Origin of the sequence: Tepidimonas fonticaldi (assembly GCF_001675355.1) — a bacterium.
In the GTDB taxonomy this organism is placed as follows: Bacteria; Pseudomonadota; Gammaproteobacteria; order Burkholderiales; family Burkholderiaceae_C; genus Tepidimonas; species Tepidimonas fonticaldi.
In genome coordinates this window covers 807238-834035 of record NZ_LZDH01000056.1, presented here as the reverse complement: position 1 = coordinate 834035, position 26798 = coordinate 807238, and the positions used below count along the sequence as shown (strand labels likewise).

The window sequence follows — 26798 nt, the reverse complement described above, 5'->3', positions numbered from 1 at the left end:
GGGATGGTGCTGCACTCGGCTGAAGCGTCGGCGGACCGGCGGCTGTGGCACGCCGGCCTGATCGCGCTGGCCATCTATTTTGGCCTGCATGCCGCGGTGCGCGTGGGGGTCTCGCCCTCGCCGGAGCTGGACGAGGCCGAGCAACTCGTCTGGACACAGCGCCTGGCCTGGGGCTATGGCACCCAGCCGCCGCTCTATACCTGGGTGCAGGCGGTGTGGTTCGAGCTGGTGGGCGTGTCGGTGCTGGGGCTGACCACGCTGAAAAACGCGTTGCTCTGGATCTGCCACGCGGCCACCGCCGCAGCGGTGCGCCGGATCGCCGGAACGCGGGCCGCCTGGGTCGCCACCGCCTCGCTGTTGTGGTTGCCCACCCTGGGCTGGGAGTCGCAGCGCGACCTGACCCACACGGTGCTGGCCACGACGCTGGCCGCCGTAGCCCTGTGGCTCTTCGTGCGCATCGCCCAGGACGGCCGAGCGCGCGACTACCTGGCCTTGGGCTGGGTGGCGGGGGCGGGCGTGCTGGCCAAGTACAACTTCGTGCTTTTTGTGGTGCTGGCAGTGGCGGCGGCCGCGACCGTCCCGGCGCTGCGCCAGCGGCTGTTCTGCCGTTGGACGCTGTGGGCAATCGTCATCGCGCTGGCCGTGGCCTTGCCGCACCTGTTGTGGGCTATCGACCACTGGCATCTGGTCAGTGACCAGACCCTGGACAAGATGACCCGACACGACGCCCGCGCCCTGCCCGCGCGGCTGGGTGCGGCGGCCCTCACCCTGCTGTCGTTTGCCACGCCGTGGTGGGTGGCGTTTGGGGTGGCGCTGGCGGTGGATAGGCGGCAGCGGCGTGGCGAAGGAGCCTCTCCGACCCAGGGGGATGCCCGCAACTGTGTCCTGCGGCAGTGGGCGCTGGCCTACCTGGGGCTGGCGCTGCTGATGCTGGGGGGACTGGTGGCCTTGGGCGCCAGCGACATCAAAGCCCGCTGGCTTCAGCCGTGGCTGTTCCTGCTGCCGGCATTGGCGGTATGGATCGCCCGCATCGATGGTCATGGCCGCGCGTGGCGGGGTTTTCTGGCGGCATCGGTGTTGCTGGGACTGACCTGGGTGGTGCTGATGGCGGCCCGCGGCTACCATCAGGCAGCCCGCGGGACGCCGGACGAATGGAATGTGCCCATCCCGGCGCTGGCGCAGGCGCTGCGCGAGGCGGGGTTTTCCCGCGGCGTGATCGTCAGTCCGCAGGCCGTGATCGCGGGCGGTCTGCGGCTGCAGTTTCCCGACTCGACGGTCGTGGTCGCGCCGCACCCGCTGCCCGATGTGGGCGGACAGACCCAGGTGTTCGTGCAGACCAACCACGACGGGGAGGCCCTGGCACCATGGCCCGTGGCCACCGCCCCACGGTCCGTGCAGCTGCCCTTCTTGTATGCTCGCTCCGACACCCCTTTATTCGAGGCCCGCTTTGCCGTGCTGCCCCCCGCACGCCCCTGAATGCCCGCCATGTCGCTCCACGCTCCCGGACTGTTCATCACTTTCGAAGGCATCGACGGCGCCGGCAAATCGACGCATCTGACCACCCTGGCCGAGCGCTTGCGCCGCCATGGGCGCGAGGTGACGGTGACCCGCGAGCCGGGGGGCACGCCGCTGGCCGAGACCCTGCGCGAATGCCTGCTGCACACCCCGATGGATGCGCTGACGGAAGCCCTGCTGATGTTTGCGGCCCGGCGCGACCATTTGCGCCAAGTGATCGAGCCGGCGCTGGCCGCCGGGCAGGTGGTGCTGTGCGATCGCTTCACCGACGCCACCTTCGCCTACCAAGGCCACGGGCGCGGCTTCGACCTGGCCGTCCTGCGCACCCTGGAAGGCTGGGTGCAGACGATGGACGGCGGTTTTCGGCAGCCCGATCTGACCCTGTGGTTCGACGTCTCGCCCGCCGTTGCGGCGAGCCGGCTGTCGGGTGCTCGCGCGCCGGACAAATTCGAATCGGAGCCGCGCGCCTTCTTCGATCGGGTGGCGGCCGGCTACGCCCAGCGCGCCGCCGAAGCGCCGCAGCGCTTCGTGCGCATCGACGCCCATGTGCCCATGGACGACGTGTGGCAGCAGGTGGAGGCCGCGTGCCGCCAGCGGGGGTGGCTGTCGTGACGCTGCCCCCCTGGCTGCAGCGCCAGTTGCGCGATCTGATGTCGCTGCGCGGCCACGCGGTTCTGCTGACCGGCCCGGCGGGGCTGGGCCAGTACGACTTGGCGCTCGCGCTCGCGCGCACCTGGTTGTGCGAACGGCCGGGCGCGCACGGGGCCTGTGGCGACTGCCCCGCCTGCCACGCCATCGACGTGCGCACCCACGCCGATCTGTTCGTGCTGATGCCCGAACAGCAGGCCCTCGACCTGGGCTGGCCGCTGGACGCAGCAACCCAAGAGCGCATCGAGCGCAAGGAGATCAAGCCCAGCCGCCAGATCCGGGTGGAAGCCACCCGCGCGGCGGTTGCGTTCACCCAGGTGACGCACGCACGGGGACAGGGCAAGGTCGTGCTGATCCACCCCGCCGAGCGGCTGAATGTGGAATCGGCCAATACGCTGCTCAAGACGTTGGAGGAGCCCCCGGGGCGCGTGCGGTTCATCCTAGCGACCGAGGCCGCGCACCTGCTGCTGCCCACGATCCGCAGCCGCTGCCAAACCCACGCGATGGCCTGGCCCACCGAGGCCGAGGGCCAGGCCTGGCTGATGCAGACGGCGGGGGAGGGGTCCACGTCGACCCGGGCGCTGACCGAGGCGGACTGGGCGGCATGCTGGCAGGCGGCCGGCGGCCGGCCGCAGGAAGCGCTGGCCTGGGCCCGACTGGGGGTGACCGCACGGCTGTGGGCCGATCTCCCCCGCCAGCTGGCGCAAGGGGACTGGTCCGCCATCGTCGACTGGCCCATCCCGCGGCAGCTGCAGGTGCTGATGCTGCTGTGCCACGACGCCATGGCCGTGGCAGCGGGGGCGCCCCCGCGCTACTTTGCCGCCGAGGCGTTGCCGCCCGACCCCGTCGCGCGCCGCTTGTCCGGCTACTGGCGGGCTTTGCAGCAAGCATGGCGCACGGCCGAACACCCGCTGCAGGCCGGGCTGTGGGCCGAGGCATGGGCCGAGCGCACCCGCGCGGTTTTCGCCCGCACCTCCGGGCAGCCCGCCACCGCGGCGATACACTCGCGGGCATGAACACCGGCTCGCCGGCCGGCGGCGACGCGGCCTCCCATCCGCGCCCCACGGTCATCCAACTGTCGATCAAGGAAAAAGGCGCGCTCTACGCGGCCTACATCCCCTTGTTCACGGAGGGGGGCATTTTCGTGCCGTCCTCGCGCCAGTACACGCTGGGACAGGATGTGTACGTGCTGCTCACGCTGCCCGAGGACCCGCAGCGCTATCCCGTCGCCGGCAAGGTGGCCTGGATCACGCCCGCCGGAGCGACGGGATCGCGCACGCCGGGAATCGGGGTGCGCTTCCCGGCGGACGACAAGTCCCGCGCGCTGCGGGCACGGATCGAAGAAATCCTGGGCGCGCACCTGGCTTCCGACCGGCCGACCCAGACCCTTTGAACCAACAGCTGCCACCGCAATCGACGGGCGGCCCCCCAAGCACTCCCATTTGCATGTTCACCGACTCCCATTGCCATCTGGACTTTCCCGAGCTGCAGGCCCAATACCCCGAGATCCTGGCGGCGATGCGTGCCACCGGCGTGCTGCGGGCGCTGTGCATCTGCACCACCCTGGAAGGCTTTGACGCCGTACACCGCTTGGCCCTCGACGGTGCGGGCGCTGCCCCCCAGTTGTGGGCGACGGTCGGCGTGCACCCGGACAACGAAGGGGTGCGCGAGCCCACCGTGGCCGATCTGGTCGAGCGCGCCGCGCTGCCGCGGGTGATCGGCATCGGCGAAACGGGGCTGGACTACTACCGGCTGGGCGAGCGCACGGTGGCCGACATGGCATGGCAGCGCGAGCGCTTTCGGATCCACATCCGGGCCGCTCGCCAGACCGATCTGCCGCTGATCATCCACACCCGCAGCGCCTCGGACGACACGCTGGCCATTCTGCGGGAAGAGGGCGGTTTTGCGGCCGACGCCCCTCTGGAGCGCCCGCAGGCCCGGGGGGTGTTCCACTGCTTTACCGAAACCCGGGAGGTCGCGCGCGCGGCGCTGGACCTGGGGTTCTACATTTCGTTTTCGGGGATTCTCACGTTCAAGAACGCCGCCGACCTGCGGGAGGTGGCCCGCTTCGTGCCGCTCGATCGGTGCCTGATCGAGACCGACAGCCCCTACCTGGCCCCCGTGCCGCACCGCGGCAAAACCAACACCCCGGCGTATGTGCCGCATGTGGCCGCGCAACTGGCCGAGCTCAAGGGCCTGAGCGTCGATGCCGTGGCCGAGGCCACCAGCGCCAACTTTGATCGGTTGTTCACCCGTGCCGCCCGGGCGGTCGCGCCCACCCGCGCAGAAATCGCATGAAAAAGATTCTCTATCTTCTTTTTTCGATTGCGGTTTTTTTATCCTCTGGCGGGGCGCAGGCGCAACGCGCCTACGACCAGTTCATCACTGCGGTGATCCGCGACGACCTGTCCACGGTCCGGGATTTGCACGCGCGCGGGCTCGATCTGAATACCCCGGACCCCGACCTCAACCCGGCCCTGGTGCTGGCCCTGCAACGCGACGCCCTGGCGGTCGCGCGCTACCTGATCGCACAGCCCGCGGTCGACGTGGATGCGGTCAATGCGGTGGGCGAGAACGCGCTGATGATGGCTGCGCTGCGCGACCATCTGGATGTGGTGCAGCAGTTGCTGGCCCGGGGCGCGCAGGTCAACCGGCCGGGCTGGACACCGCTGCACTACGCGGCCACCAACAAGGGCGGGCACGCGCTGGCCATCACGCGGCTGCTGCTGGAGCACCATGCCTACATCGACGCCGAATCACCCAACCGCACGACGCCGCTGATGATGGCCGCCCGCTACGGGCGCGAAGAGGTGGTGCGCCTGCTGCTGGAGGAGGGCGCCGACCCGACCCTGCGCAATCAGCAGGGGCTCGACGCCATCGACTTCGCCCGCCAGGTGAGCCGACAAAGCGTCGTCGAGCTGATCGCGGCGGCCATCCGGGCGCGCCAACCCCGCGGCACCTGGTAGCCGGCCTGCCCGCGCCCAAGGGCAGACCCGGAGGCGGCACGGCGCCGAATCGGGGACAATCCGCTGCGCCATCGTTGGAGGAGAAACCGTGCTGGCCATCCGCAACCAGAAAGATTTCGTCGCCGGGCTGCTGTTCACCGTCACCGGCGGCGCCTTTGCCATCGGCGCGTTGGAGTACGAGGTGGGCAGCTCGGCCCGCATGGGGCCGGGGTACTTTCCCCTGGCGCTCGGGGTCATCCTGGCGATCCTGGGCGCACTCATCACGCTGAAAGCGCTCGGCGACACGCGCGACCCGGCGGGGGACTTGGGGCGCATCGCGTTCAAGCCGCTGCTGTACATCATTGGCGCCAATGTGATCTTTGGTGTCCTGTTGGGGGGGCTGCCTGTCATCGGCCTGCCGCCCATGGGGCTGATCGCGTCCGTGGTCGCGCTCGTCGTCGTCGCCTCGATCGCGGGCGACCGCTTCCAGCCGCGCGAAGTCGCGATGCTGGCCATCATCCTGGCCGCCGCCAGCGACGTGCTGTTCATCCGGCTGCTGGGGCTGCCGTTCCAGGCCTGGCCGGCCTTCATTTCGGGTTGAGGGGGATGCCGTGACCGACCTGCTGAACAATCTGGCGCTCGGATTCTCGGTCGCCTTCACCACCCAGAACCTGATCTACGCCTTCATCGGCTGTGTGTTGGGCACGCTGATTGGCGTGTTGCCCGGGCTGGGGCCTGTGGCGACGATCGCCATGCTGCTGCCGGCCACCTATGCCTTGCCCCCGGTCGCGGCCCTGATCATGTTGGCCGGGATCTATTACGGGGCGCAATACGGCGGCTCGACGACGGCCATTCTGGTCAATCTGCCGGGCGAGGCATCCTCCGTCGTGACCACGTTGGACGGCTACCAAATGGCGCGCCAGGGCAGGGCGGGGCCGGCGCTGGCAGCGGCGGGGATCGGCTCCTTTTTTGCCGGGACGGTGGGGACGCTGGTGCTCGCCGCGTTTGCCATTCCGCTGACGGAATTGGCCTTCGAGTTTGGTCCGGCCGAGTACTTTTCGCTGATGGTGCTGGGGTTGATCGGTGCCGTGGTGCTGGCCTCCGGGTCACTGCTCAAAGCCATCGCGATGATCATCCTGGGCCTGCTGATCGGCATGGTCGGCACCGACATCAACTCCGGCGTTGCCCGCTACACCTTCGAAATCCCCGAGCTGATCGACGGCATCGGCTTCATCGTCATCGCGATGGGTCTGTTCGGTTACGGGGAGATCATCCACAACCTCTCGCAGCCCGCCGAGCAGCGGCAGGTGTTCACCGCCAAGCTCAAGGGGCTGTTCCCGTCGCGGCGCGACTTCCGCCTGATGACGCCCGCCATCCTGCGCGGCACGACGCTCGGGGCCATCCTGGGCGTTCTGCCGGGCGGCGGCGCGTTGCTGTCGTCGTTTGCCGCCTACACGATCGAGAAGAAAACCCGCCTGGCCCCCGATGAAAAGCCGTTTGGCCACGGCAACATCCGCGGCGTGGCGGCCCCCGAGGCGGCCAACAACGCCGGCTCGCAAACGTCGTTCATCCCGCTGCTGACGCTGGGCATTCCGCCCAACGCCGTGATGGCGCTGATGGTGGGCGCAATGACCATCCACAACATCCAGCCCGGGCCGATGGTCATGTCCAACAACCCGGACCTGTTCTGGGGGCTGATCGCCTCCATGTGGATCGGCAACGCCATCCTGGTCATCCTCAACCTGCCGCTGATCGGCATCTGGATCAAGCTGCTGACGGTGCCATACCGCTGGCTGTTTCCGGCCATCGTGCTGTTTTGCGCGATCGGCGTGTATTCCACCAACAACAACACGTGGGATGTGTGGATGGTGGGGCTGTTCGGCATTCTGGGCTATGTCTTCATCAAGCTGGGCTGCGAGCCGGCGCCGCTGCTGCTGGGCCTGATCCTGGGCCCCATGATGGAAGAAAACCTGCGCCGCGCCTTGCTGCTGTCGCGCGGGGACTGGAGCGTGTTCGTCACCCGGCCGCTGTCGGCGGGTCTGCTGGTCGCTGCCGTGTTGCTGCTGATCGTCGTGGCGCTGCCGTCGATCAAAAAGCGCCGGGAAGAAGCCTTTGCGGAGGACTGACGTTCGCCGCGGCTCCGGTGTCTGGCGGCATGGCGTTGGCCGTGCTGCCGGACCAGTCTTGCGCTTGGAATCGGCCCCGATAAATGTTCCACAATGTGTATTATGTTAAGTCAGAGAAACGAGTGAGAAAGCCCGCCTGTGGCAAGCACGCCAAACGGAGCACTCAAAGGGAAAACCACAAGTCGGCACGGGGCACTCGCCTGTCTACAATGGCGCTCATGTTCAACTTCGGGTGACACCCTCATGAAGCGCCGCCACATTCTGCAAGCCATCGGTCTTGCGGCCGTCGTGTCCACCGGTGCCGTTCAGGCCCAGGGCAACGAGCTGAAGGTCGCCATCGATGCGACCTACGAGCCGTTCACCTACAAGACGCCCGATGGCAAGCCGACCGGTTTCGACGTCGACATTGCCGAGGCCATCTGCGCCAAGCTCAACCGCAAGTGCGTGTACGTCGAACAGGTGTGGGACAGCATGATCCCCGGCCTGCAGGCGCGCAAGTACGACGTCATCATCAGCTCGATGTCGATCACCGACGACCGCAAAAAGGTCATCGACTTCAGCGACAAGTACTACAAGACCCCGAGCGGCATCGTCGTCAAGGAAGGCACCCCCTACAGCGGCCCGGCGTCGCTCAAGGGCAAGAAGATCGGTGTGCTCAAGGGCAGCACGCAAGAGAAGTACGCCATGGGTGAGCTCAAGCCCGCCGGCGTGCAGGTGATCCCCTACGAGGCGCAGGACCAGGTGTATCTGGACATCAAATCCGGCCGGCTCGACGGCACCGTGGCCGACAAGGTCGAGGTGCGCGGCGGCTTCCTGCGCAAGCCGGAAGGCACGGGCTACGGTTTCGTCGGCCCGGATCTGTACGACGTCAAGTACTTCGGCTACGGCGTCGGCGTGGGCATGCGCAAGGGCCAAGACAAGCTCAAGGCCGACATCAACGCGGCGATCAAGGCGATCCGCGCCGACGGCACGTACGAGAAAATCGCCAAGAAGTATTTCGACTTCGATCCGTACGGCAACTGATCTGACGGGGTGAAGGGCGCGTCGCCCGCCGGTGGGCACCGGCGCGACGCGTTTTTCATTGGCACATGCTCGACTACATTCCCGCGATCCTCGAAGGCGCGCTGCTGACGGTGGCGGTGTCGCTGCTGTCGCTGGCCGTCTCGATCGTGCTGGGCTTGCTCGGCGCCACCGCCAAGCTCTCCGGGCGCCGCTTGCTCACCGGCGTGGCCACGGTCTACACCACCGTGGTGCGTGGCGTGCCGGAGCTGGTGCTGATGCTGCTCGTCTTCTATGGCGGCACGATTGGACTGAACGCGCTGCTGGAGTCGCTCGGCCGCGCCGAGCCGGTGGACATCAACCCCTTCGTCGCGGGCGTGCTGACCATCGGCTTCATCTACGGCGCCTATATGACCGAGACGTTTCGCGGGGCAATTCTGGCGATTCCGCGCGGACAGATGGAGGCGGCCTGGGCCTTCGGCATGGGCCGGCTGCAGACCTTCGTGCGCATCACGCTGCCGCAAATGGTGCGCTACGCCCTGCCCGGCTTCACCAACAACTGGCTGGTCCTGATCAAAAGCACCGCTCTGGTCAGCCTGATCGGGCTCAAGGACATGACGTTTCTGGCCAAACAGGCCTCGGCCGCGACGCGCGAGCCGTTCTTCTTCTTTTTGTTCGTGGGGGCGCTGTTTCTGATCTACACGTCGGTGTCGCTGTGGGCGCTGCGCCGCCTCAACGACCGTTACAGCCTCGGGGTGCGGCGCGTCACCTCGTGGCAGGGTTGATCGGGCGGGCGTGTCACCGTGAACTGGTCTGTGATTTTCGAACCGGCGCAGCTCGAGCTCTATGGCCAGGGGCTGTGGACCACGCTGAAGCTGCTGCTGTCGTCCTTGGCGGTCGGGGGCGTGTTGGCCCTGTTTCTGGCTTTGGCGCTCAACAGCCGCCATGCCTGGCTGCGCTGGCTGGTCGGCAGCTACACCTACGTCATCCGCGGCACACCGCTGCTGATCCAAGTCTATCTGATCTATTACGGCATTGCGCAACTGGACTGGATCCAGGCGCGTTGGGACGAGATCTGGCCTTGGACCTGGTTCAAGGAGGCGTTCTTCTGCGCCCTGCTTGCCTTCGCCTTGAACACGGCGGGCTACACGGCCGAGATGCTGGCCGGGGCCATCCGCGAAACCCCGCATGGCGAAATCGAGGCCGCGCGCGCGATGGGCATGTCGCCCCGCCAGGTGCTGTGGCGCATCGTCATGCCCAGCGCGCTGCGGCGCACACTGCCGGCCTACAGCAACGAGGTTGTCATGATGCTGCACAGCACGAGTCTGGCCAGCACCGTGCCCGCGATGACGGATCTGACCGCGGCGGCCAGCCGCGTCTACTCCGACTTTTACCTGCCCTTCGAGGCCTATCTGTTCGCCGGGGCCATCTACCTCGGCATCACCTTCACGCTGGTGGGCATGTTCAAGCTGGCCGAGCGCCGCTTCCTGGCCCACCTGGCGCCGCGCCGCACCTGAATGGACGTCCGTCACCACCCCCTGCCCTGCACCAGCCTCGGCAGTGCCCGCACGGTCACCAGCCTGCATTTCGGCACGCCCGGGGCTCGCCCCAAGGTGTACATCCAGGCCAGCCTGCACGCCGACGAGCTGCCCGGCATGCTGGTGGCCCACCACCTGCGCCAGAAGCTCGCCGCCGCCGAGGCGCAGGGCGCCATCCGCGGCGAAGTCGTGCTCGTCCCGGTGGCCAACCCGATCGGGCTGGCCCAGCGCATCGACCACCGGCCCATGGGCCGCTTCGAGCTCAACACCTCCGAAAACTTCAACCGCGGCTACCCGGACCTGGCCCAGGTGGCGTTCGATCGGGTGGGCCCTGCCCTGGGCGGGGACGCGGCGGAGAATGTCCGGCGGGTGCGGCAGGCCGTGCTCGACTGGCTGGCCGAGCAAACACCGGTCACCGAACTCGAAGGCCTGCGGCTGGCGCTGTTCCGCCTGGCGGCCGATGCCGATGTCGTCCTCGATCTCCACTGCGACTCCGAAGCCGTGCTGCACCTGTACAGCGAGACCGCCTGCTGGCCCGCGCTCGAACCCCTGGCGCGCTGGCTGCAGGCGCAGACGGTGCTGGTTGCCGACTATGGCGCCGGCGGCCAGCCGTTCGACGAGCAGCTCTCGGGTCTATGGTCGCAGTTGGCGGCGCGCCTGTCGGCGGCAGGGCGCCCGGTGCCGCTGCCCCAGGCCTGCGCCAGCGCGACGGTCGAACTGCGCGGCGAAGCGGACGTCGGCCACGCCTGGGCGGCCCGCGATGCCGATGGCATCTGGCGATATTTGCAGCACCTGGGCGCGGTGGCCTGCGACCCTGGGCCCATGCCCGATCCAGCCTGCGCCCCCACGCCGCTGGCTGGCTCCGAGCCGTTGAAGGCGCCCTGCCCCGGCGTGCTCGTGTTTCTGGCCGACACCGGCGCACGGCTGGCCCCCGGCGACGCCGTCGCCGAGGTCATCGACCCTGTTACTGGCCACACCACGACCCTGCGTACTGCCCAGGGGGGCGTGCTGTACGCCCGGGCCCGCGAACGCTATGCCCCCGCCGGACTGACGGTGGCCAAGGTGGCCGGCAGCCAGCCCGTGCGCCACGGCTACCTGCTGTCCGAATGAGCCCCTCTTGCCCCCCGCCTGGCCCCCACGCATCCCTTGCCATGAGCACTGCCCCCGTCAAACTCCAGGTCGAAGACATCCACAAGCGCTACGGCGCGCACGAGGTGCTCAAAGGCGTCTCCCTCACGGCGCGCGCCGGCGATGTGATCAGCATCATTGGCAGCTCGGGGTCCGGCAAGAGCACGTTTCTGCGCTGCATCAATCTGCTCGAGCGGCCGCACGCGGGGCGCATCGTCGTGGCCGGCGAGGAGTTGCGGCTCAAGCCCGGCCCCGATGGCGACCTCCAGGCGGCGGATCCCGCACAACTGCAACGCCTGCGCACGCGGCTGGCCATGGTGTTCCAGAACTTCAACCTCTGGGGCCATATGACGGTGCTGCAAAACATCATCGAAGTGCCCGTCCATGTGCTGAAGGTGCCGCGCGAGCAGGCCGTCGCCACCGCGCGCAAATACCTGGACCGGGTCGGCCTCAAGGGTGTGGAAGACCGCTACCCCGCCCACATGAGCGGCGGACAGCAACAGCGGGTGGCGATTGCGCGCGCGCTGGCGGTGGAGCCCGAGGTGATGCTGTTCGACGAACCCACCAGCGCGCTGGATCCGGAGCTGGTGATCGAGGTGCTGCGCGTCATGCAGGGCCTGGCCGAGGAGCACCGCACGATGGTGGTGGTGACGCACGAGATGGGCTTTGCCCGCGAGGTGTCCAACCACGTCGTCTTTTTGCATCAGGGCCGCATCGAGGAACAGGGCGACCCGCGGCAGGTGCTCACGTCGCCGCGCAGCGAACGGCTGCAGCAATTCCTCAGTGGTAACTTGAAGTGACGTCAACAACCCATTGTCAATAAATGGGTTGTTTGGTCACAGAAAACGGTCGAGCAGACGCCGGCTGTGCCGATCCAATTCCAACGGTCGGCGAATCAGGTACTGCACACCGTGGCTGTCCTGGATCAGCAACACATCGCGCGCCAGGCGGCGGATGTCCTCCTCGCCCTTGAGCACGAAGCGCGTGACGCCGCGGTCGGTCTCCACGGTCCAGGTGCTGGGGGTGGCAAAGCTGCTCACCTCCAGCAAGCGCCGGATGACGGGGGTGAACTCCCGCTCGTGCAGCGCCTGCTCGATCAGGGCGCGGGTCGGCGCATCCAGTGCCGCCAGCGACTCGACATACGCGACTTCGTGACCGTCCGGCCCGACGAGCGAGACATGCCGGTCGGGGGCCTGGATGGGGAAGGCGCGCACCGGCACCACGCCACTGACCCATTCCCCATCGGGGCCACGCCATTCCAGGCGTCCGGCGCTGTTGCGGCGCAGTTCAGGGGCTTGGGTGGCGGGCAGGCTCGTCGTCATGGCGGTTAATCCTTCAGCAGTTCGCGCTCGGCCTCGGCCTGACGGGCCTGCGCCTGGTAAAGCCGCCAGTAGGCGCCCTGACGGGCCATCAGCTCGTCGTGGCTGCCCTCCTCCACCTTGCGGCCCTTGTCCATGACCACCAACCGGTCGGCCCGGCGCAGGGTGGACAGGCGGTGCGCGATGGCGATCGTCGTGCGCCCGCGGACCAAGTTGTCCAGCGCCTTTTGGATTTCCTTTTCGGTTTCGGTGTCCACGCTGGAGGTGGCCTCGTCCAGAATCAGGATGCGCGGGTCGATCAGCAGCGCACGCGCGATGCTGATCCGCTGGCGCTCGCCACCGGAGAGGCCCTGGCCGCGCTCGCCCACCAACGAGTCGTAGCCCTGCGGCAGGCGCAGGATGAAGTCGTGCGCATGCGCGGCGCGCGCGGCGGCGATGATCTCCTCGCGCGTCGCATCGGGGCGCCCGTACGCGATGTTTTCGGCAATCGTGCCAAAGAACAGGAACGGCTCCTGCAGCACCAAGCCGATGTGGCGGCGGTAGTCGGCCACGCGCAGTTGCCGGATGTCCACACCATCCACCAGGATCTGCCCTTCGGCCACGTCGTAGAAGCGGCAGATCAGGTTGACCAGCGTGCTCTTGCCCGAGCCGCTGTGGCCGACCAGGCCAATCATCTCGCCCGGGCGCACATCCAGGTCCAGCCCCTGGATGACCGAGCGGTTGCCGTAGCGGAAGGTCACGCCCCGCACCTCGATGCGGCCCTGCACCGCGGGCAGTGGCACGGGCTGGGCGGGCTCCGGCACGCTGGAGACGTGGTCCAGAATGTCGAAGATGCGCTTGGCGCCCGCGGCGGCCTTTTGCGTCACCGAGACGATGCGGCTCATCGAATCCAGCCGGGTGTAGAAGCGCCCGATATAGGCCAAAAAAGCCGTGAGCACGCCCACCGTGACCGATCCGCGCGCCACCAGCCAGATGCCAAAGCCCCACACGACCAGCAGGCCGATTTCCGTCAGCAGCGACACCGTCGGCGAAAACAGCGACCACAGCCGGTTGAGCCGGTCGTTGACGGCCAGGTTGTGCCGGTTGGCTTCGCGAAAGCGCTCGGCCTCGCGCCCCTCCTGCGCAAACGCCTTGACGACGCGGATGCCGGGGATGGTGTCGGCCAGCACGCTCGTCACCTCGGCCCAGACGCGGTCGATCTTCTCGAACCCGGTGCGCAGCCGGTCGCGCACCACGTGGATCAACCACGCGATCAGCGGCAGCGGCAGCAAGGTCGCCAGCGCCAGCGTCGGGCTGATGGAAAACAGGATCACCGCCGTCATGCCGATCATGATCACGTCGGTGGCGAAGTCCAGCAGGTGCAGCGACAAGAAGATGTTGATGCGATCGGTCTCCGACCCGATGCGCGCCATCAGGTCGCCGGTGCGGCGGTTGCCGAAATATTCCAGTGACAAGCCCAGCAGGTGCTCATAGGTGGTGGTGCGCAGGTCCGCGCCGATGCGCTCCGACACCAGCGCCAGGATGTAGGTCTTGGCCCAGCCCAGGCCCCAGGCCAGCAGCGCAGCGCCCAGCAGGCCGCCGAGCAGCCAGCCCACCCGTGCCACGTCGATCGGCTGCCCGCTCTGGTAGGGGATCAGCACATCGTCCATCAGGGGGATGGTCAGGTACGGCGGCACCAGGGTGGCCGCCGTGGCGGCCAGCGTCAGCAAAAACCCCGCCAGCAACTGCCACCGATAGGGCCGCGCAAAACGCCACAGCCGCAACAGCGTCAGCGTGGACGGCGGGGTGTGCACCACCTGGGCGCAGACGGCGCATTCGTCGTCCTCCGGCTCCATCGGGGCGTGGCAAACCGGGCACTGCAACGCGGCCGCGTCGGGGACGGTGACCGGGCGGCCGGCGGCATCCCGCAGGGCCTCGAAGCGCTCCATCAGCCGCCGCGCGGGCACTTGGCGCCCCAGGGTGTAGCGCCACACCGCCAGCCGCTCGGCGGAGGCGCCGTCGCGGGCTTCGCGCACCAGCTCCAGCGCGGCCACGCCGTTGTGGTCGCTCATCCACAAGGCCAGACCGGCTTCGATGGGCCAACTCACCGGCGTGGCCTGCGGTTCGGCCGCCCACCACAGCCGGCCGGCCGCGATCCACAGCAAACCCTCGCGAAAGCGCAGCTCGGTGTCGAGGTCGGTCAGCAGCCAGACGCCACCGGCGGCACCCTCCCCGGCCGCCTCGGTGCGCTCGACGGCGGGGCGCCACGCGGCGGGCAGTCCCGCCCAGGCGGGGGTCGATGGCGTCGGATACGACATGTTGCAATTTCGTTTCACCAAATGCCACCAGTCTCGGGCCGCTGGATCACAATATCCATCGGCGATGCTGGCGCGCGGGCGTCGCATTCTACGGCCGACCCGGGCCGCGTGGATGCGACGGATCGCGCAGCGCCCCCGCACGGCGACGGTCGGGCCCGTTCGACCCTACAACGTTTTTTCCATGTCGCACAAGACCATCCGGATCCTGCGCATGCACCACCTGCGCGGACCCAACCTCTGGACCTACCGGGCCGCGATCGAGGCGCTGATCGACATCGGCGATCTCGAGGACTGCCCTTCCAACACCATCCCCGGCCTGTACGAGCGGCTGACGGCCTGGCTGCCGGGCTTGATCGAGCACCACTGCGGCGTCGGGGAGCGGGGAGGCTTTCTGCAGCGGCTGCGCGAAGGCACGTGGCCGGGCCACATCATGGAGCACGTGGCCATCGAGCTGCTGAACCTGGCCGGCATGGCGACCAGCTTCGGGCAGACCCGCTCGACCAGCGAGCGTGGCATCTACAAACTGGTGATCCGCGCCCGCCAGGAGGAAGTCGCCCGCCAGGCCCTGCTCGATGCGCGCGACCTGCTCATGGCCGCCATCGAGGACCAAACCTATGACGTGGAGGCGGCGGTCAAGGGCCTCAAAGGGCTGATCGACCGCCATGCCCTCGGACCGAGCACCGCGGCCATCGTCGATGCCGCGACGGCGCGCCGCATCCCGCACATCCGCTTGACCGACGGCAACCTGGTGCAGTTGGGCTACGGTGCGCGCCAGCGCCGTATCTGGACCGCCGAAACCGACCGCACCAGCGCGATTGCCGAGACCATCTCGCGCGACAAGGACCTGACCAAGCGGCTGCTGGCCGAGTGCGGCGTGCCGGTGCCGGAGGGGCGCGTGGTCACCAGCGCCGACGATGCCTGGGCTGCGGCCGAGGAAATCGGGCTGCCCGTGGTCGTCAAGCCGGTGGACGCCAACCATGCGCGTGGGGTCTCGCTGGATGTGCGCACGCGCGAGGAAATCGCCATCGCCTACGAGCTCGCCGACCGTGAGGGCTCCGAAGTCATGGTCGAGCGCTACATCCGCGGCCACGAACACCGGGTGCTCGTGATCGGGGGGCGCGTGGTCGCTGCCTCGCGCGGCGAGCGCGCGGTGGTCGTCGGCGACGGGGTGCACAGCGTGCGCGAACTGATCGAGCGCGACATCAACAGCGACCCCCGGCGGGGCGAGGAGGAAGAGTTCCCGCTCGACACCATCCGCCTGCCCGAAAACCGCGACGTGATGCTGGAGCTGCGCCGCCAAGGGCTGGAGCCCGACAGCGTGCCCGAGGCCGGCCGCGAGGTGCTGGTGCAGCGCACCGGGCTGCTGACGGACGACGTGACCGACCTGGTGCACCCGGACGTGGCCGAGCTGACGGCCCTGGCCGCCCGCGTGGTGGGGCTGGACATCGCGGGCATCGACTTGGTGGTGGAAGACATCGGCCGGCCCCTCGCCGCGCAGGGCGGGGCGATCGTGGAGGTCAACGCCGGCCCCGGGCTGTTGCCTCACCTCAAGCCCGCCAACGGCAAGCCGCGCCCGGTGGGCGAGGCCATCGTCGATCACCTATTCCCCGGGCAAGAGAATGGCCGCATCCCCGTCGTCGGCATCACCGGCACCCGGGAGACGGCACCGCTAGCGCTGCTGATCGGGTCGCTGCTGCAACGCGCCGACCACACCGTCGGCGTCTCGTGCGGGGGGCGCCTGTACCTGCAGTCCCACCCCATCGACGCCAGCCTGCCCTCGGACTGGGAGGCCGGCCAGCGCATCCTCATGAACCGCTGCGTCGATGCGGCCGTAATCGAAAACTCCCCGCGCAGCATGCTGGACGAGGGCCTGCCCTACGACCGCTGTCTGGTGGGCGTGGTGACCGACGTGCCCGAACCCCAAGGGCTGGAGGACCACTACATCACCACCCGCGAGCACATGCGCAAGGTGTTGCGCACCCAGGTCGATGTGGTGCTGCCGCAGGGGTGCGCCGTGCTCAATGCCGACTGCGACGTGTGCGCCAGCCTGGCCGAGCTGTGCGACGGCGATGTGCTGCTGTTCAGCACCGATCCGCGCCACACGGCGCGCGAGGCGCATGTGGCCGATGGCCGGCGCTTTTTGACCGTCGACGGACGGCAAGCCGTGCTGGTGCGCGCCAACGGCACCACCCCGGTGCTGGATCTGGACCACCCCGGCGTGCAAGCCGTGCTGCGCCACATCCGGGTCGAGACGCTGCTGGCCGTGCTGGGCGCCGCCGTGGCGCTGGGCCTGCCCCTCGGCCTGATCCGTGCCGGAATCGAAACCGCCGCCCCTCAACTCTCCGTCCTCTGACACTGCTGCCCGAGCCGCCATGAACGTCACCCGCCTGCGGGCCCTGCGGGGCCCGAACCTGTGGAGCCGCTACACGGCCATCGAAGCGACCGTGCACTGCACGCCAGAGGAGTCCGACCTGCGCCGCCTGGCCGGCTTCGAGGCGCGGCTGCGGCAGCGCTTCCCCGAGCTGGGCATGCTGCCGGAGCCGACCGCCGACGGCGTGGTGTCGATGGCGCACGCGCTGGAGATCACCGCCCTGGCGCTGCAGACCCACGCCGGCTGCCCGCTGAGTTTCAGCCGCACCATCGCCGCGCCCGAGCCGGGCATCTACCAGGTCGTCGTCGAGTACACCGTGGAGGAAGTCGGGCGTCTGGCCTTCGACACGGCCCTGGAGCTGCTGCAGGCGGCGCGCGACGACCAGCCCTACGACACGGCCGCCGCCATCGGCCGGCTGAAAGAACTGGACGAGGACATCCGCCTGGGCCCCTCGACCGGCTCCATCGTCGATGCGGCCGTCGCGCGCGGCATCCCCTTCCGGCGCCTGACCACGGGCAGTCTGGTGCAGTTCGGCTGGGGCAGCAAGCAGCGCCGCATCCAGGCGGCGGAGTGCGACACCACCAGCGCGATTGCCGAGGCGATCGCGCAGGACAAGGAGCTGACGAAAAAACTGCTGCACGCGGCCGGCGTGCCCGTGCCGCTGGGGCGCCCCGTTACCGACGCCGAGGACGCCTGGCGGGCCGCACAGGCCTTGGGCGGGGCCGTTGTCGTCAAGCCGCGCGACGGCAATCAGGGCAAGGGCGTGACGGTCAACATCCAGACGCGCGAGCAGGTGTTGGCCGCCTACGAAGTCGCCAGCCACTACGGCAGCGAGGTGATGGTCGAGCGCTATTTGCCGGGCATCGATTTTCGGCTGCTGGTCGTCGGGCGCAAGCTGGTGGCCGCGGCGCGCCGCGATCCGCCGCTGGTCGTGGGGGATGGGGTGCACACCGTGCGCCAGTTGGTGGACGCGGTCAATGCCGACCCTCGGCGCGGCGATGGGCACGCCACGCCGCTGACGCGCATCCGGCTCGACGACATCGCCATCGACCGACTGGCACAGCAGGGGCTGACGCCGGACTCGGTGCCACCGCGCGGTGCGCGCGTCGTGCTGCGCAACAACGCCAACCTGTCCACCGGCGGCACCGCCACCGACGTCACCGACGAGGTGCATCCACTGGTGGCGCAGCGCGCCGTGGCCGCTGCCATGACGGTGGGGCTGGACGTGTGCGGTGTGGACGTGGTGTGCCGCAACGTGGTCGAGCCGCTGGAGTCGCAAAGCGGCGGCATCGTCGAGGTAAACGCCGCGCCGGGCCTACGCATGCACCTCAGCCCTTCTTTTGGCAAGGGACGCAACGTCGGGCAGGCCATCATCGACCATATGTTCGCGCCGGGCGAGGACGGGCGCATCCCCGTCATCGCCGTCACCGGCACCAACGGCAAGACCACCACCGTGCGCCTGACCTCGCACCTGCTGGAACAGCGCGGCTGGCGCGTGGGCTTCACCGACACCAACGGGGTGTATGTCAACGGCCGGCAAATCGACAGAGGCGACTGCAGCGGTCCGCGCAGCGCCCGCCGCGTGCTCGCCCACCCCGATGTGGATGCCGCCGTGCTGGAGACCGCCCGCGGGGGCATTCTGCGCGAGGGTCTGGCGTTCGACCGCTGCCAGGTGGCCGTCGTCACCAACATCGGCACGGGCGACCACCTGGGCCTCAACTACATCACCACCGTGGAGGACCTGAGCGTCCTCAAGCGCGTGATCGTGCAGAACGTGGCCGCCGGGGGCATGGCCGTGCTCAACGCGGCCGACCCCCACTGCGTGGCCATGGCGGACTTTTGCCCGGGCCAGATCACCTATTTCGGCCCCGCGCCGCACCACCCGGTCATCGCCACCCACCGCGCGCTGGGCAAGCGCGTGGTGTTCGTGGAAGACGGGCACATCGTCGCGGCCGAAGGGGGCTGGCAGGTGCGCCTGCCGCTGGCCCAGATCCCGCTGACCGATGGCGGGGCGCTGGGCTTTCAGGTCGACAATGCCATGGCCGCCATCGCCGCGGCGTGGGCCGTCGGGGTGCCATGGGATGCCATCGCCCGCGGACTGGAGAGCTTTGCCTCCGACGCCGCCACCGTGCCCGGCCGGTTCAACCGCTTCGAGTACCGCGGCGCCACGGTGATTGCCGACTACGGTCACAACCCGGATGCGATCGCCGCGCTGTGCCGCGCCGCCGAGGCCTTGCCGGCAGGCAAGCGGGTCGCAGTCATCAGCGCGGCCGGCGATCGGCGCGACCAGGACATCGTGGACCAAACCCGCCAGATCGGCCAGGTCTTCGACGAAGTGGTGCTGTTCGAGGACGCCTGCCAGCGCGGACGGGCGGACGGCGAAGTCATCGCCCTGCTGCAGCAGGGCCTCGAAGGCGCGCCCAAGACCCGCTGGCACACCGCCATCCGGGGCGAGTTCCTGGCCATCGACACGGCGCTGGCGCGCCTGCAGCCCGGCGACCTGTGCCTGATCCTCATCGATCAGGTGGACGAGGCGCTGGCACACATCGCGCGCCGCGTGGCGGAGGCGGCCGCGGTCGCGGCCTGATCGGCCGGCGGATCAGCCCCAGAACAACAAGGCGTCGCGGCCCTCGACCATCGCATCGACGGGCCGCCCCACCGGCAGCACGACCTTGGTCGGCACATGGCCGAACGGCAGCCCGGTCAGCACCGGCACCCCGGGCAGTTGGGCGCGCAACCACGCCACCACCGTCTCGAGCCGGAACCCCCGGTCGTGGGGCGTGAGCGCAAAGCGGTTGAACGCGCCCAACAGGATGGCCTTTTGCCGCCCCAACACCCCCGCAAGCAGCAGTTGCGTCAGCATCCGCTCGATGCGGTAGGGGTGTTCCCCGACATCCTCCAAAAACAGCAATCCGCCATCCACCGACGGCAAGTAGGGGGTACCCACCAGCCCGGCCAGGATCGACAGATTGCCTCCCCAGAGCATGGCGCCTTCCACACGCCAGCCGGCCGCCAGCTCGGGGTGCGCCCGCAGGTCGGACAGCGGCAGCCGCCAGCCGGAACCCTCCCCCACGCCCTGCGCCAGGTCATCGAAACAGGCGGTGGTGATGTCGTCCGGCGCATCGACCGCCCAGTCCTCCATCACCGCCGGGCCGGCCCAGGTGGCCGTCCCGCGCTGGGCCAGCACAGCCAGGCCAAACGCAGTGAAATCGCTCAGCCCCACCCACGACATGCCACGGCACGCGGCGGCGTCGATCGCATCGTATGGCAGGCGCGGCAGCAGACGGGTCAGGCCATAGCCCCCGCGCGTGGTCAGCGCCACGTCCGCACCGCTGGCGGCCGCGCGCTCGATGGCGGCCAGCCGCGCATCGTCATCGCCCGCAAAGCGTTGGTGTCGGGCCAGCGCCGCGGGGTCCACCGCGACCTCGTAGCCGGCGGCCTGCAAGCGGCGCACGGCGCGCCGAAAGGCGGCGCGGTCGCGCACCGCCCCGCTGGGGGAGTAGATGTACAGACTGGGCATGGCCCGATTATCGGGCCGCACCGGTCAGCGCCCGGGGGCCAGCCCGGTGACCGCGATCGGGGAAGGGCGCATCCAGCCAGTCCCCAGCGGGGGGCAGCAGCTCCTCCGCCGGCACATGGAGCACATCCCGTACGCGCGGCCCCAGGGCGGTCTGCAGCGCTGGCCACAGGGCTTCCGCGCCGGGGGCCAGGGCCAGCCGGCAGGTGTCCACGGCCAGCGCATCCAGCCAGTCGCGCAGGATTGCGGCATGGCGCGCGGGACTGTGCCACGCGGGCTTTTTGGGCTTGTCGCTCTGGCCAAAGCCGATCAGGTCTGGAACCAAACAGCGCTCGCCCTGCGCCAGCCGGGGCGGCAGCCACGGCCCCCATTGCGGCCACCACGCCAGCGGCCCGTGCAGACAAAGCCACGGCGCCGTGCTGTCCGATGGCCCCACATCCACCCAGTGCAAGCGCAGCCCGTCCAGACTGGGCAAATCCTGGCGCGTATGGGAAGCCTGGGGTGTCACCCCCCAGGCACTTGCCCGCTGCCACACGGCCTTGAAGGCCGCGGTGGGGGTGCGCAACGCGTCTTCGCGCAACGGCTCGGCGGCGGCCCGCTGCTCGCGGCGCCGGCGGGCGAAAAAGGCCCGCATCAGGGCCGCCGCCGGCTCGGCCTGCACCCCTGCCACCACGGCGGTGTGCGCGTTGAGCGCCGGCAGGGCAAACAGATCCACGACCGATCCCACCGCCCCCGTGCGGGGCTCCGCCGCACCATAGACCACGCGGGCCACCCGCGCGTGCAAGGCCGCTTGCGCGCACATGGCGCACGGCTCCAGCGTCACATACAGCGTGCAGCCGTCCAGGCGGTAGTTGCCCAGTGTGCGTGCGGCCTCGCGCAGCGCGACGATTTCGGCATGCGCCGTGGGATCGCCGCTGCCCACCGGCTGGTTGTGCCCCCGGCCGACGATGCGCCCGGCATGCACCACCACGGCCCCCACCGGCACCTCGCCGGCCTCGGCTGCCTGCTGCGCCAACGCCAGCGCTTCGGCCATGTAGCGTGTGTCTTCGGGGTGAGTGGGGGTTGGCTCCATCGTAGTGCCACTGTAGCGCAGCTTGTCGCCCGGACGTACATCTATGACAATACACACATCCGGCGACCCCAGCTACGACCCAGGAAACCCACCCATGACGACCGTGACCACGCGCGTCTTCCACAACGGCAACAGTCAGGCGGTGCGCATCCCGGCCGAATTCCGCCTCGACACCGACCGCGTCGCCATCTCGCGCAACGAGGCGGGCGACCTCGTCCTGCACCCGCTGCGCCTTCGCCGCGGAGAGGCGCTGCTGGCGGCCGCGCGGGCCCTGCGGGACGAGGACGAGGCCTTCGTAGCGGCGCTGGAAGACGACCGTTGCAACGCACAGCCGCCCCAGGAGCGGGAGGCCCTGTGACGACCTACCTGCTCGACACCAACATCCTGATCTACCTGATCAAGCAGCAGCCGCCCTCGGTGGCCCAGCGCGTCGACGCGCTCGCCGACGACGACCGCCTCGTGATGTCGTTCGTCACCTGGGGCGAACTGCTGGCCGGCGCCGAGCGAAGCAACCGCAGGGCCCAGGTGCTGCGCCGCCTGCAGGAGCTGACCCGGATCGTCACCGTTCTCTACCCCAGGGGACCGGCAATTTGCCGCCACTACGCCGAGCAATCGACCCGGCTGCGTCAGGCCGGCACCCCGATCGGGGCCAACGATCTCTGGATCGCCTGCCACGCCCTGGCCGAGGACGCCACGCTCGTTACCCACAACATGCGGGAGTTCGAACGGGTGCAGGGGCTGCGCGTGGAGGACTGGGTCTGAGTCACTCCCACTCGATCGTCGCTGGCGGCTTGGAGCTGACGTCGTAGGTGACGCGGTTGATGCCGCGCACCTCGTTGATGATGCGGCTGGAGACGCGCTTGAGCAGGCTGTAGGGCAACTCGGCCCAATCCGCCGTCATGAAGTCGCTCGTCTGCACCGCGCGCAAGGCCACCACGTAGTCGTAGGTGCGGCCGTCGCCCATCACGCCGACGCTCTTGACCGGCAGGAACACCGCAAACGCCTGGCTGACGAGGTCGTACCAGCTTTTGCCGGAGTTCGGCTCGATGGTGGAGCGCAGCTCCTCGATGAAGATGGCATCCGCCCGGCGCAGCAGGTCGGCGTATTCCTTCTTCACCTCGCCCAGGATGCGCACGCCCAGGCCCGGCCCCGGGAACGGGTGGCGGTACACCATGTCGTGCGGCAGGCCGAGCGCCACGCCGAGCTCGCGCACCTCGTCCTTGAACAGGTCGCGCAGCGGCTCCAGGAGCTTGAGGCCCAGCTGCTCGGGCAGGCCGCCGACGTTGTGGTGGCTCTTGATCGTGACGGCTTTCTTGCTCTTGGCGCCGCCGGACTCGATCACGTCCGGGTAGATGGTGCCCTGCGCCAGCCACTGGATGCCCTTGGAGCCGGGGCGCGCGGCCTTGAGCTTTTCCGCCTCGGCCTTGAAGACATCGACGAACAGCCGCCCGATGATCTTGCGCTTGCGCTCGGGGTCGGTCACGCCAGCCAGCTCGCGCAGGAACAGGTCGCTGGCGTCCACCCGGATCACCCGGGCGTGCAGCTTGCCGGCGAACATGTCCATCACCATGTCGCCTTCGTGCAGGCGCAGCAGGCCATGATCGACGAACACGCAGGTGAGCTGGTCGCCAATCGCCCGGTGGATGAGCGCTGCGGCCACCGAGGAATCGACCCCTCCCGAGAGGCCCAGCAGCACCTCCTCGTCGCCGACCTGGGCGCGGATGGCCGCCACCGCCTCCTCGATGTGGTCGCGCATGATCCAGTCGGGCCTGGCGCCGCAGATCTCCAGCACGAAGCGCTCCAGGATCGCCCGCCCCTGCACGGTGTGCGTCACCTCCGGGTGGAACTGCACGCCGTAGAAGCGCCGCGCCTCGTCGGCCATGCCGGCGATCGGGCAGGAGTCGGTGCTGGCCATCAGCTTGAAGCCGGGCGGCAGCTCCACCACCTTGTCGCCGTGGCTCATCCACACCTTGAGCATCCCATGCCCCTCGGGGGTGTGGAAGTCGGCGATGTCCTTCAGCAGCGCGGTGTGGCCGCGCGCGCGCACCTCGGCGTAGCCGAACTCGCGCACCGGCGAGCCCTCCACGCGCCCGCCGAGCTGCTGTGCCATCGTCTGCATGCCGTAGCAGATGCCCAGCACCGGCACGCCCAGCTCGAACACCGCATCGGGCGCGCGGTCGTCCACCTCGTAGACGCTGGCGTGGCTGCCCGAAAGGATCACGCCCTTGAGCCGCCCGTCGGCGGCGTACTGCCGCACCCACTCGCTGCTGACGTCGCAGGGGTGCACCTCGCAATAGACGTGCGCCTCGCGCACGCGCCGCGCGATCAGCTGCGTGACCTGCGAGCCGAAGTCGAGGATGAGGATCTTGTCGTGGTTCATCGGGTCATATCCGCTGCGGGGCCGACAAAGCGAAGGGCCGCCTCGCTGGCGGCCCTCGGCACGGCGTGGTATCAATCCAGCCGGTAGTTCGGCGCTTCCTTGGTGATCTGCACGTCGTGCACGTGGCTTTCGCGGATGCCGGCGGCGGTGATCTCGACGAAGGCGGCCTTCTCGTGCAGCTCGGCGATGCTGGCGCAGCCACAGTAGCCCAGCGCCGCGCGGATGCCGCCGGCCATCTGGAAGATGATCGTCACCACCGAGCCTTTGTACGGCACGCGGCCCTCGATACCCTCGGGCACCAGCTTGTCGGCGTTGGGGTTGGCGGCCTCGTCGTTTTCCTGAAAGTAACGGTCGGCGCTGCCGGCCTTCATCGCACCGATCGAGCCCATGCCGCGGTAGCTCTTGTAGCTGCGGCCCTGGTACAGGATCACCTCGCCGGGCGCCTCCTCGGTGCCGGCGAACATGCCGCCCATCATCACGCAGTGCGCGCCGGCGGCCAGGGCCTTGGCGATGTCGCCGCTGTAGCGGATGCCGCCGTCGGCGATCAGCGGCACACCCGTCCCCTTGAGCGCCGTGGCCACGTTGTCGATGGCGGTGATCTGCGGCACGCCGACCCCGGCGACGATGCGCGTGGTGCAGATCGAGCCCGGCCCGATGCCGACCTTGACCGCGTCCGCGCCGGCCTCCGCCAGCGCGCGGGCGGCCTCGCCAGTGGCGATGTTGCCGCCGATGACCTGCACCTGCGGGAAGTTGTGCTTGACCCAGCGCACGCGGTCCAGCACGCCCTTGCTGTGGCCGTGCGCGGTGTCGACGACGATCACGTCCACGCCGGCCTTGACCAGCGCCTCGACGCGCTCGTCGGTGCCGGGGCCGACGCCGACCGCGGCGCCGACGCGCAGGCGGCCGTTGTCGTCGCGCGCGGCGTTGGGGAAATTAAGCTGCTTGGTGATGTCCTTGACGGTGATCAGGCCCTTGAGCTCGAAGGCGTCGTTGACGACCAGCAGCCGCTCCAGCTTGTGCTTGTTCAGCAGCGCCTTGGCCGCCTCCGGCGTAGTGCCCTCCGGCACGGTGACCAGCCGCTCGCGCGGCGTCATGATCTCGCGCACCGGGGCGTCCATGCGCGTCTCGAAGCGCAGGTCACGCCCGGTGACGATGCCGACCACCTTGCCACCCTCGACGACCGGAAAGCCCGACACGCCCAGCTCGTCCGACAGCCTGACGACCTGGCGCACCGTGGTGTCGGGACTGATGACGACCGGGTCGCGCAGCACGCCGGATTCGTAGCGCTTGACCTTGGCCACCTGCGCGGCCTGCTCCTGCACCGACAGGTTCTTGTGGATGATGCCGATGCCGCCTTCCTGCGCGATGGCGATCGCCAGCCGGGCCTCGGTGACGGTGTCCATGGCGGCCGACACCAGCGGCAGGTTGAGGGTGATGTCGCGGGTAAAGCGGGTGGCCAGCGACGTGTCCTTGGGCAGAACTTGCGAGTACGCGGGGACCAACAACACATCGTCGAAGGTCAACGCTTTTCCGAGCAGGCGCATGGGATGGGCTCCAAAAGCGCTATTGTATTCGGGGCATCGGCACCGCACGGGGCCCGGTCCGCCCGAAGGGTGAGCCCCGGCGCGTCAACGTTTGGGGGTGCGGGCAAACAGGCCAGCCGCGCGCGCGCCTTGGCGCTGGAAGCGTTCCCGCCGCGCGACCTTGGGGTCCACCCGCAGCGGGCGGGTCAGTTCCAGCCGGTCACCGTCGCGCAGCGGTGTATCCGGGGTCACACGCCGACCCCAGACGCTCGACGCCAAGCCGCCCGGCCTCGCATCGAGCGGCCCGAGGTCCCAACCGGTAACGGCCAGCGCCTGCGCCACCGTCGCCCCGTCTGGCAGATCCAGGGCGACCTCCTGCACGGTGCGGGGGGCCGAGGCCCAGACGACGGTCACGCGCATCGCACCCCCTGCACCTCACACCCCATACACCTGGTCGGCCCGTTTGACGAAGGCGTCCACCAGGGAATCGGCAATGCGGTCGAACACCGGCCCCACCAGGGCCGCCAGCACGCTGCTGGAAAACCCGTACCGCAGCGAAAACTCGATCTTGCAGGCGCGCGCGTCGCCGTCGCCCACGGGCAAGAACTCCCAATGCCCCTCCAGCTGGGAAAACGGCCCCTCCACCAGGCGCAGATGGATGCGGCGGTCGGCCTCGTGCACATTGCGGGTGGTGAAGCTTTTGCGCACGCCACCAAAGGCCATGCCGATCGATGCCACCATGCCGTCCGGCGTGCGCTCGAGCACCTGGCCGGACGCGCACCACGGCAGAAACTCGGGGTAGCGCTCCACGTCGCTGACCAGCTGAAACATCTCGTGCGGGCTGTGCCAGACGAGCACGGACTTGCGGACGGTTTTCGGTTTCATACAATCGTCGGCCCTGCCCCGATTGTAGGTCCCATGTCAGCCCCCAAGTCCAAAGCCGCCACCGACAGCCGCATCGCCGAGAACAAGAAGGCGTTCTTCAACTACCACATCGAAGAGCGCTTCGAGGCCGGCGTCGTCCTGCAGGGCTGGGAGGTCAAGGCCATCCGCGACGGCAAGGTGCAGATCACCGAGGGCTATGTCGTGGTGCGCGACGGCGAGCTGTTCCTGATCGGCTGCCTGATCCACCCGCTGCGCAGCACATCCACGCACATTCGGGCGGATAGCGACCGCACGCGCAAGCTGTTGATGCACAAGGCCGAGATCCGCCGCCTCATCGGCAAGGTGGAGCAAAAGGGCTACACCCTGGTGCCGCTGAACCTGCACTGGAAAAATGGCCGCGTCAAGTGCGAAATCGCGCTGGCGCGCGGCAAGGCGCAGCACGACAAGCGCGACACCATCAAAGAGCGCGAGGGCAAGCGCGAGGTGGAGCGCGCGCTCAAACACCGCATGCGCTGACCCCCGGCCGCCCTGCCCC

At 69.1% G+C, this 26798-nt stretch carries 26 protein-coding genes; 18 read left to right on the top strand and 8 right to left on the bottom strand.

Features of this window, described 5'->3' with window-relative positions; all coding sequences use genetic code 11:
• Positions 1–3: 3 nt before the first annotated feature.
• The 13 genes from A9O67_RS09745 (at position 4) to A9O67_RS09685 (ending at position 11699) form a co-directional block, all read left to right on the top strand.
• A complete protein-coding gene (locus A9O67_RS09745; protein WP_068609619.1) occupies positions 4–1476 on the top strand; it encodes a glycosyltransferase family 39 protein in 1473 nt (490 codons plus the stop codon).
• Between the two features lie 9 nt (positions 1477–1485).
• Positions 1486–2127, top strand: a complete 642-nt coding sequence (gene tmk / locus A9O67_RS09740) for a dTMP kinase (protein ID WP_068609978.1) — start codon at positions 1486–1488, stop codon at positions 2125–2127.
• 38 nt (positions 2128–2165) lie between these two features.
• On the top strand, positions 2166–3179 hold the full coding sequence (locus A9O67_RS09735) for a DNA polymerase III subunit delta' (protein ID WP_068609979.1): 1014 nt from the start codon (positions 2166–2168) through the stop codon (positions 3177–3179).
• Positions 3176–3556, top strand: coding sequence for a PilZ domain-containing protein (locus A9O67_RS09730; RefSeq protein ID WP_068609617.1), 381 nt, complete (start codon positions 3176–3178; stop codon positions 3554–3556). Before A9O67_RS09735 ends, A9O67_RS09730 begins: the two co-directional genes overlap by 4 nt.
• Before the next feature lie 53 nt (positions 3557–3609).
• Positions 3610–4461: a TatD family hydrolase gene (locus tag A9O67_RS09725; RefSeq protein WP_068609615.1), complete on the top strand. Its 852-nt coding sequence runs from the start codon at positions 3610–3612 to the stop codon at positions 4459–4461.
• Positions 4458–5129, top strand: a complete 672-nt coding sequence (locus tag A9O67_RS09720; RefSeq protein WP_068609613.1) for an ankyrin repeat domain-containing protein — start codon at positions 4458–4460, stop codon at positions 5127–5129. Before A9O67_RS09725 ends, A9O67_RS09720 begins: the two co-directional genes overlap by 4 nt.
• An 88-nt stretch (positions 5130–5217) precedes the next feature.
• Complete coding sequence (locus A9O67_RS09715; protein ID WP_331711359.1) at positions 5218–5709, top strand: tripartite tricarboxylate transporter TctB family protein; 492 nt, start codon at positions 5218–5220, stop codon at positions 5707–5709.
• 10 nt (positions 5710–5719) lie between these two features.
• Positions 5720–7234: a tripartite tricarboxylate transporter permease gene (locus A9O67_RS09710; RefSeq protein ID WP_068609611.1), complete on the top strand. Its 1515-nt coding sequence runs from the start codon at positions 5720–5722 to the stop codon at positions 7232–7234.
• A 243-nt stretch (positions 7235–7477) separates the two neighbouring features.
• The gene (locus tag A9O67_RS09705; protein WP_068609609.1) at positions 7478–8257 is read left to right on the top strand and encodes a lysine/arginine/ornithine ABC transporter substrate-binding protein; all 780 of its coding nucleotides are present in this window, start codon (positions 7478–7480) and stop codon (positions 8255–8257) included.
• 65 nt (positions 8258–8322) lie between these two features.
• On the top strand, positions 8323–9018 hold the full coding sequence (locus A9O67_RS09700) for an ABC transporter permease (protein ID WP_068609607.1): 696 nt from the start codon (positions 8323–8325) through the stop codon (positions 9016–9018).
• Between the two features lie 18 nt (positions 9019–9036).
• Positions 9037–9750 carry an ABC transporter permease gene (locus A9O67_RS09695; RefSeq protein ID WP_068609605.1) on the top strand — a complete coding sequence of 238 codons (714 nt, stop codon included), beginning with the start codon at positions 9037–9039 and terminating at the stop codon, positions 9748–9750.
• Complete coding sequence (locus tag A9O67_RS09690; RefSeq protein WP_068609603.1) at positions 9751–10881, top strand: succinylglutamate desuccinylase/aspartoacylase family protein; 1131 nt, start codon at positions 9751–9753, stop codon at positions 10879–10881. It begins immediately after the preceding gene.
• A gap of 41 nt (positions 10882–10922) precedes the next feature.
• Positions 10923–11699, top strand: coding sequence for an ABC transporter ATP-binding protein (locus A9O67_RS09685; RefSeq protein WP_068609601.1), 777 nt, complete (start codon positions 10923–10925; stop codon positions 11697–11699).
• Positions 11700–11735: 36 nt separating this feature from the next.
• Here the strand turns inward: A9O67_RS09685 and A9O67_RS09680 are convergent, their stop codons facing one another.
• Together A9O67_RS09680 and A9O67_RS09675 are read right to left on the bottom strand one after the other, a co-directional pair.
• Complete coding sequence (locus A9O67_RS09680) at positions 11736–12221, bottom strand: cyanophycin metabolism-associated DUF1854 family protein (RefSeq protein WP_068609599.1); 486 nt, start codon at positions 12219–12221, stop codon at positions 11736–11738.
• 5 nt (positions 12222–12226) lie between these two features.
• A complete protein-coding gene (locus A9O67_RS09675; protein ID WP_068609596.1) occupies positions 12227–14515 on the bottom strand; it encodes a cyanophycin metabolism-associated ABC transporter in 2289 nt (762 codons plus the stop codon).
• A gap of 181 nt (positions 14516–14696) precedes the next feature.
• Between A9O67_RS09675 and A9O67_RS09670 the strand changes: the two genes are divergently transcribed.
• Positions 14697–16868 carry a cyanophycin synthetase gene (locus tag A9O67_RS09670; RefSeq protein WP_068609594.1) on the top strand — a complete coding sequence of 724 codons (2172 nt, stop codon included), beginning with the start codon at positions 14697–14699 and terminating at the stop codon, positions 16866–16868.
• A 19-nt stretch (positions 16869–16887) separates the two neighbouring features.
• Entirely contained in the window at positions 16888–19473 is a 2586-nt protein-coding gene (gene cphA, locus A9O67_RS09665) for a cyanophycin synthetase (protein ID WP_068609593.1), read from the top strand.
• Between the two features lie 12 nt (positions 19474–19485).
• Here cphA and A9O67_RS09660 read toward each other — a convergent pair whose 3' ends face one another.
• Complete coding sequence (locus A9O67_RS09660) at positions 19486–20406, bottom strand: LD-carboxypeptidase (RefSeq protein WP_068609591.1); 921 nt, start codon at positions 20404–20406, stop codon at positions 19486–19488.
• A 7-nt stretch (positions 20407–20413) separates the two neighbouring features.
• Positions 20414–21475 carry a tRNA adenosine(34) deaminase TadA gene (gene tadA, locus A9O67_RS09655; RefSeq protein ID WP_082955484.1) on the bottom strand — a complete coding sequence of 354 codons (1062 nt, stop codon included), beginning with the start codon at positions 21473–21475 and terminating at the stop codon, positions 20414–20416.
• 94 nt (positions 21476–21569) lie between these two features.
• On the opposite strand from tadA, the gene A9O67_RS09650 reads away from it, so the two are divergent.
• On the top strand, positions 21570–21833 hold the full coding sequence (locus A9O67_RS09650) for an antitoxin (RefSeq protein ID WP_068609587.1): 264 nt from the start codon (positions 21570–21572) through the stop codon (positions 21831–21833).
• Positions 21830–22237, top strand: a complete 408-nt coding sequence (locus A9O67_RS09645) for a type II toxin-antitoxin system VapC family toxin (protein ID WP_068609585.1) — start codon at positions 21830–21832, stop codon at positions 22235–22237. Before A9O67_RS09650 ends, A9O67_RS09645 begins: the two co-directional genes overlap by 4 nt.
• A 1-nt stretch (position 22238) precedes the next feature.
• Here the strand turns inward: A9O67_RS09645 and guaA are convergent, their stop codons facing one another.
• The 4 genes from guaA to A9O67_RS09625 all read right to left on the bottom strand — a co-directional run bounded on the left by guaA (position 22239) and on the right by A9O67_RS09625 (position 26263).
• On the bottom strand, positions 22239–23855 hold the full coding sequence (gene guaA, locus A9O67_RS09640; RefSeq protein ID WP_068609583.1) for a glutamine-hydrolyzing GMP synthase: 1617 nt from the start codon (positions 23853–23855) through the stop codon (positions 22239–22241).
• 71 nt (positions 23856–23926) lie between these two features.
• Entirely contained in the window at positions 23927–25399 is a 1473-nt protein-coding gene (guaB, locus tag A9O67_RS09635; RefSeq protein ID WP_068609581.1) for an IMP dehydrogenase, read from the bottom strand.
• 84 nt (positions 25400–25483) lie between these two features.
• Positions 25484–25798, bottom strand: a complete 315-nt coding sequence (locus tag A9O67_RS09630; RefSeq protein ID WP_068609579.1) for an RnfH family protein — start codon at positions 25796–25798, stop codon at positions 25484–25486.
• Between the two features lie 15 nt (positions 25799–25813).
• Positions 25814–26263: a type II toxin-antitoxin system RatA family toxin gene (locus A9O67_RS09625; protein ID WP_068609577.1), complete on the bottom strand. Its 450-nt coding sequence runs from the start codon at positions 26261–26263 to the stop codon at positions 25814–25816.
• Between the two features lie 33 nt (positions 26264–26296).
• Here A9O67_RS09625 and smpB point away from each other — a divergent pair, with 33 nt between their 5' ends.
• On the top strand, positions 26297–26779 hold the full coding sequence (smpB, locus tag A9O67_RS09620; RefSeq protein ID WP_068609576.1) for an SsrA-binding protein SmpB: 483 nt from the start codon (positions 26297–26299) through the stop codon (positions 26777–26779).
• The last annotated feature ends 19 nt before the right edge of the window (positions 26780–26798 follow it).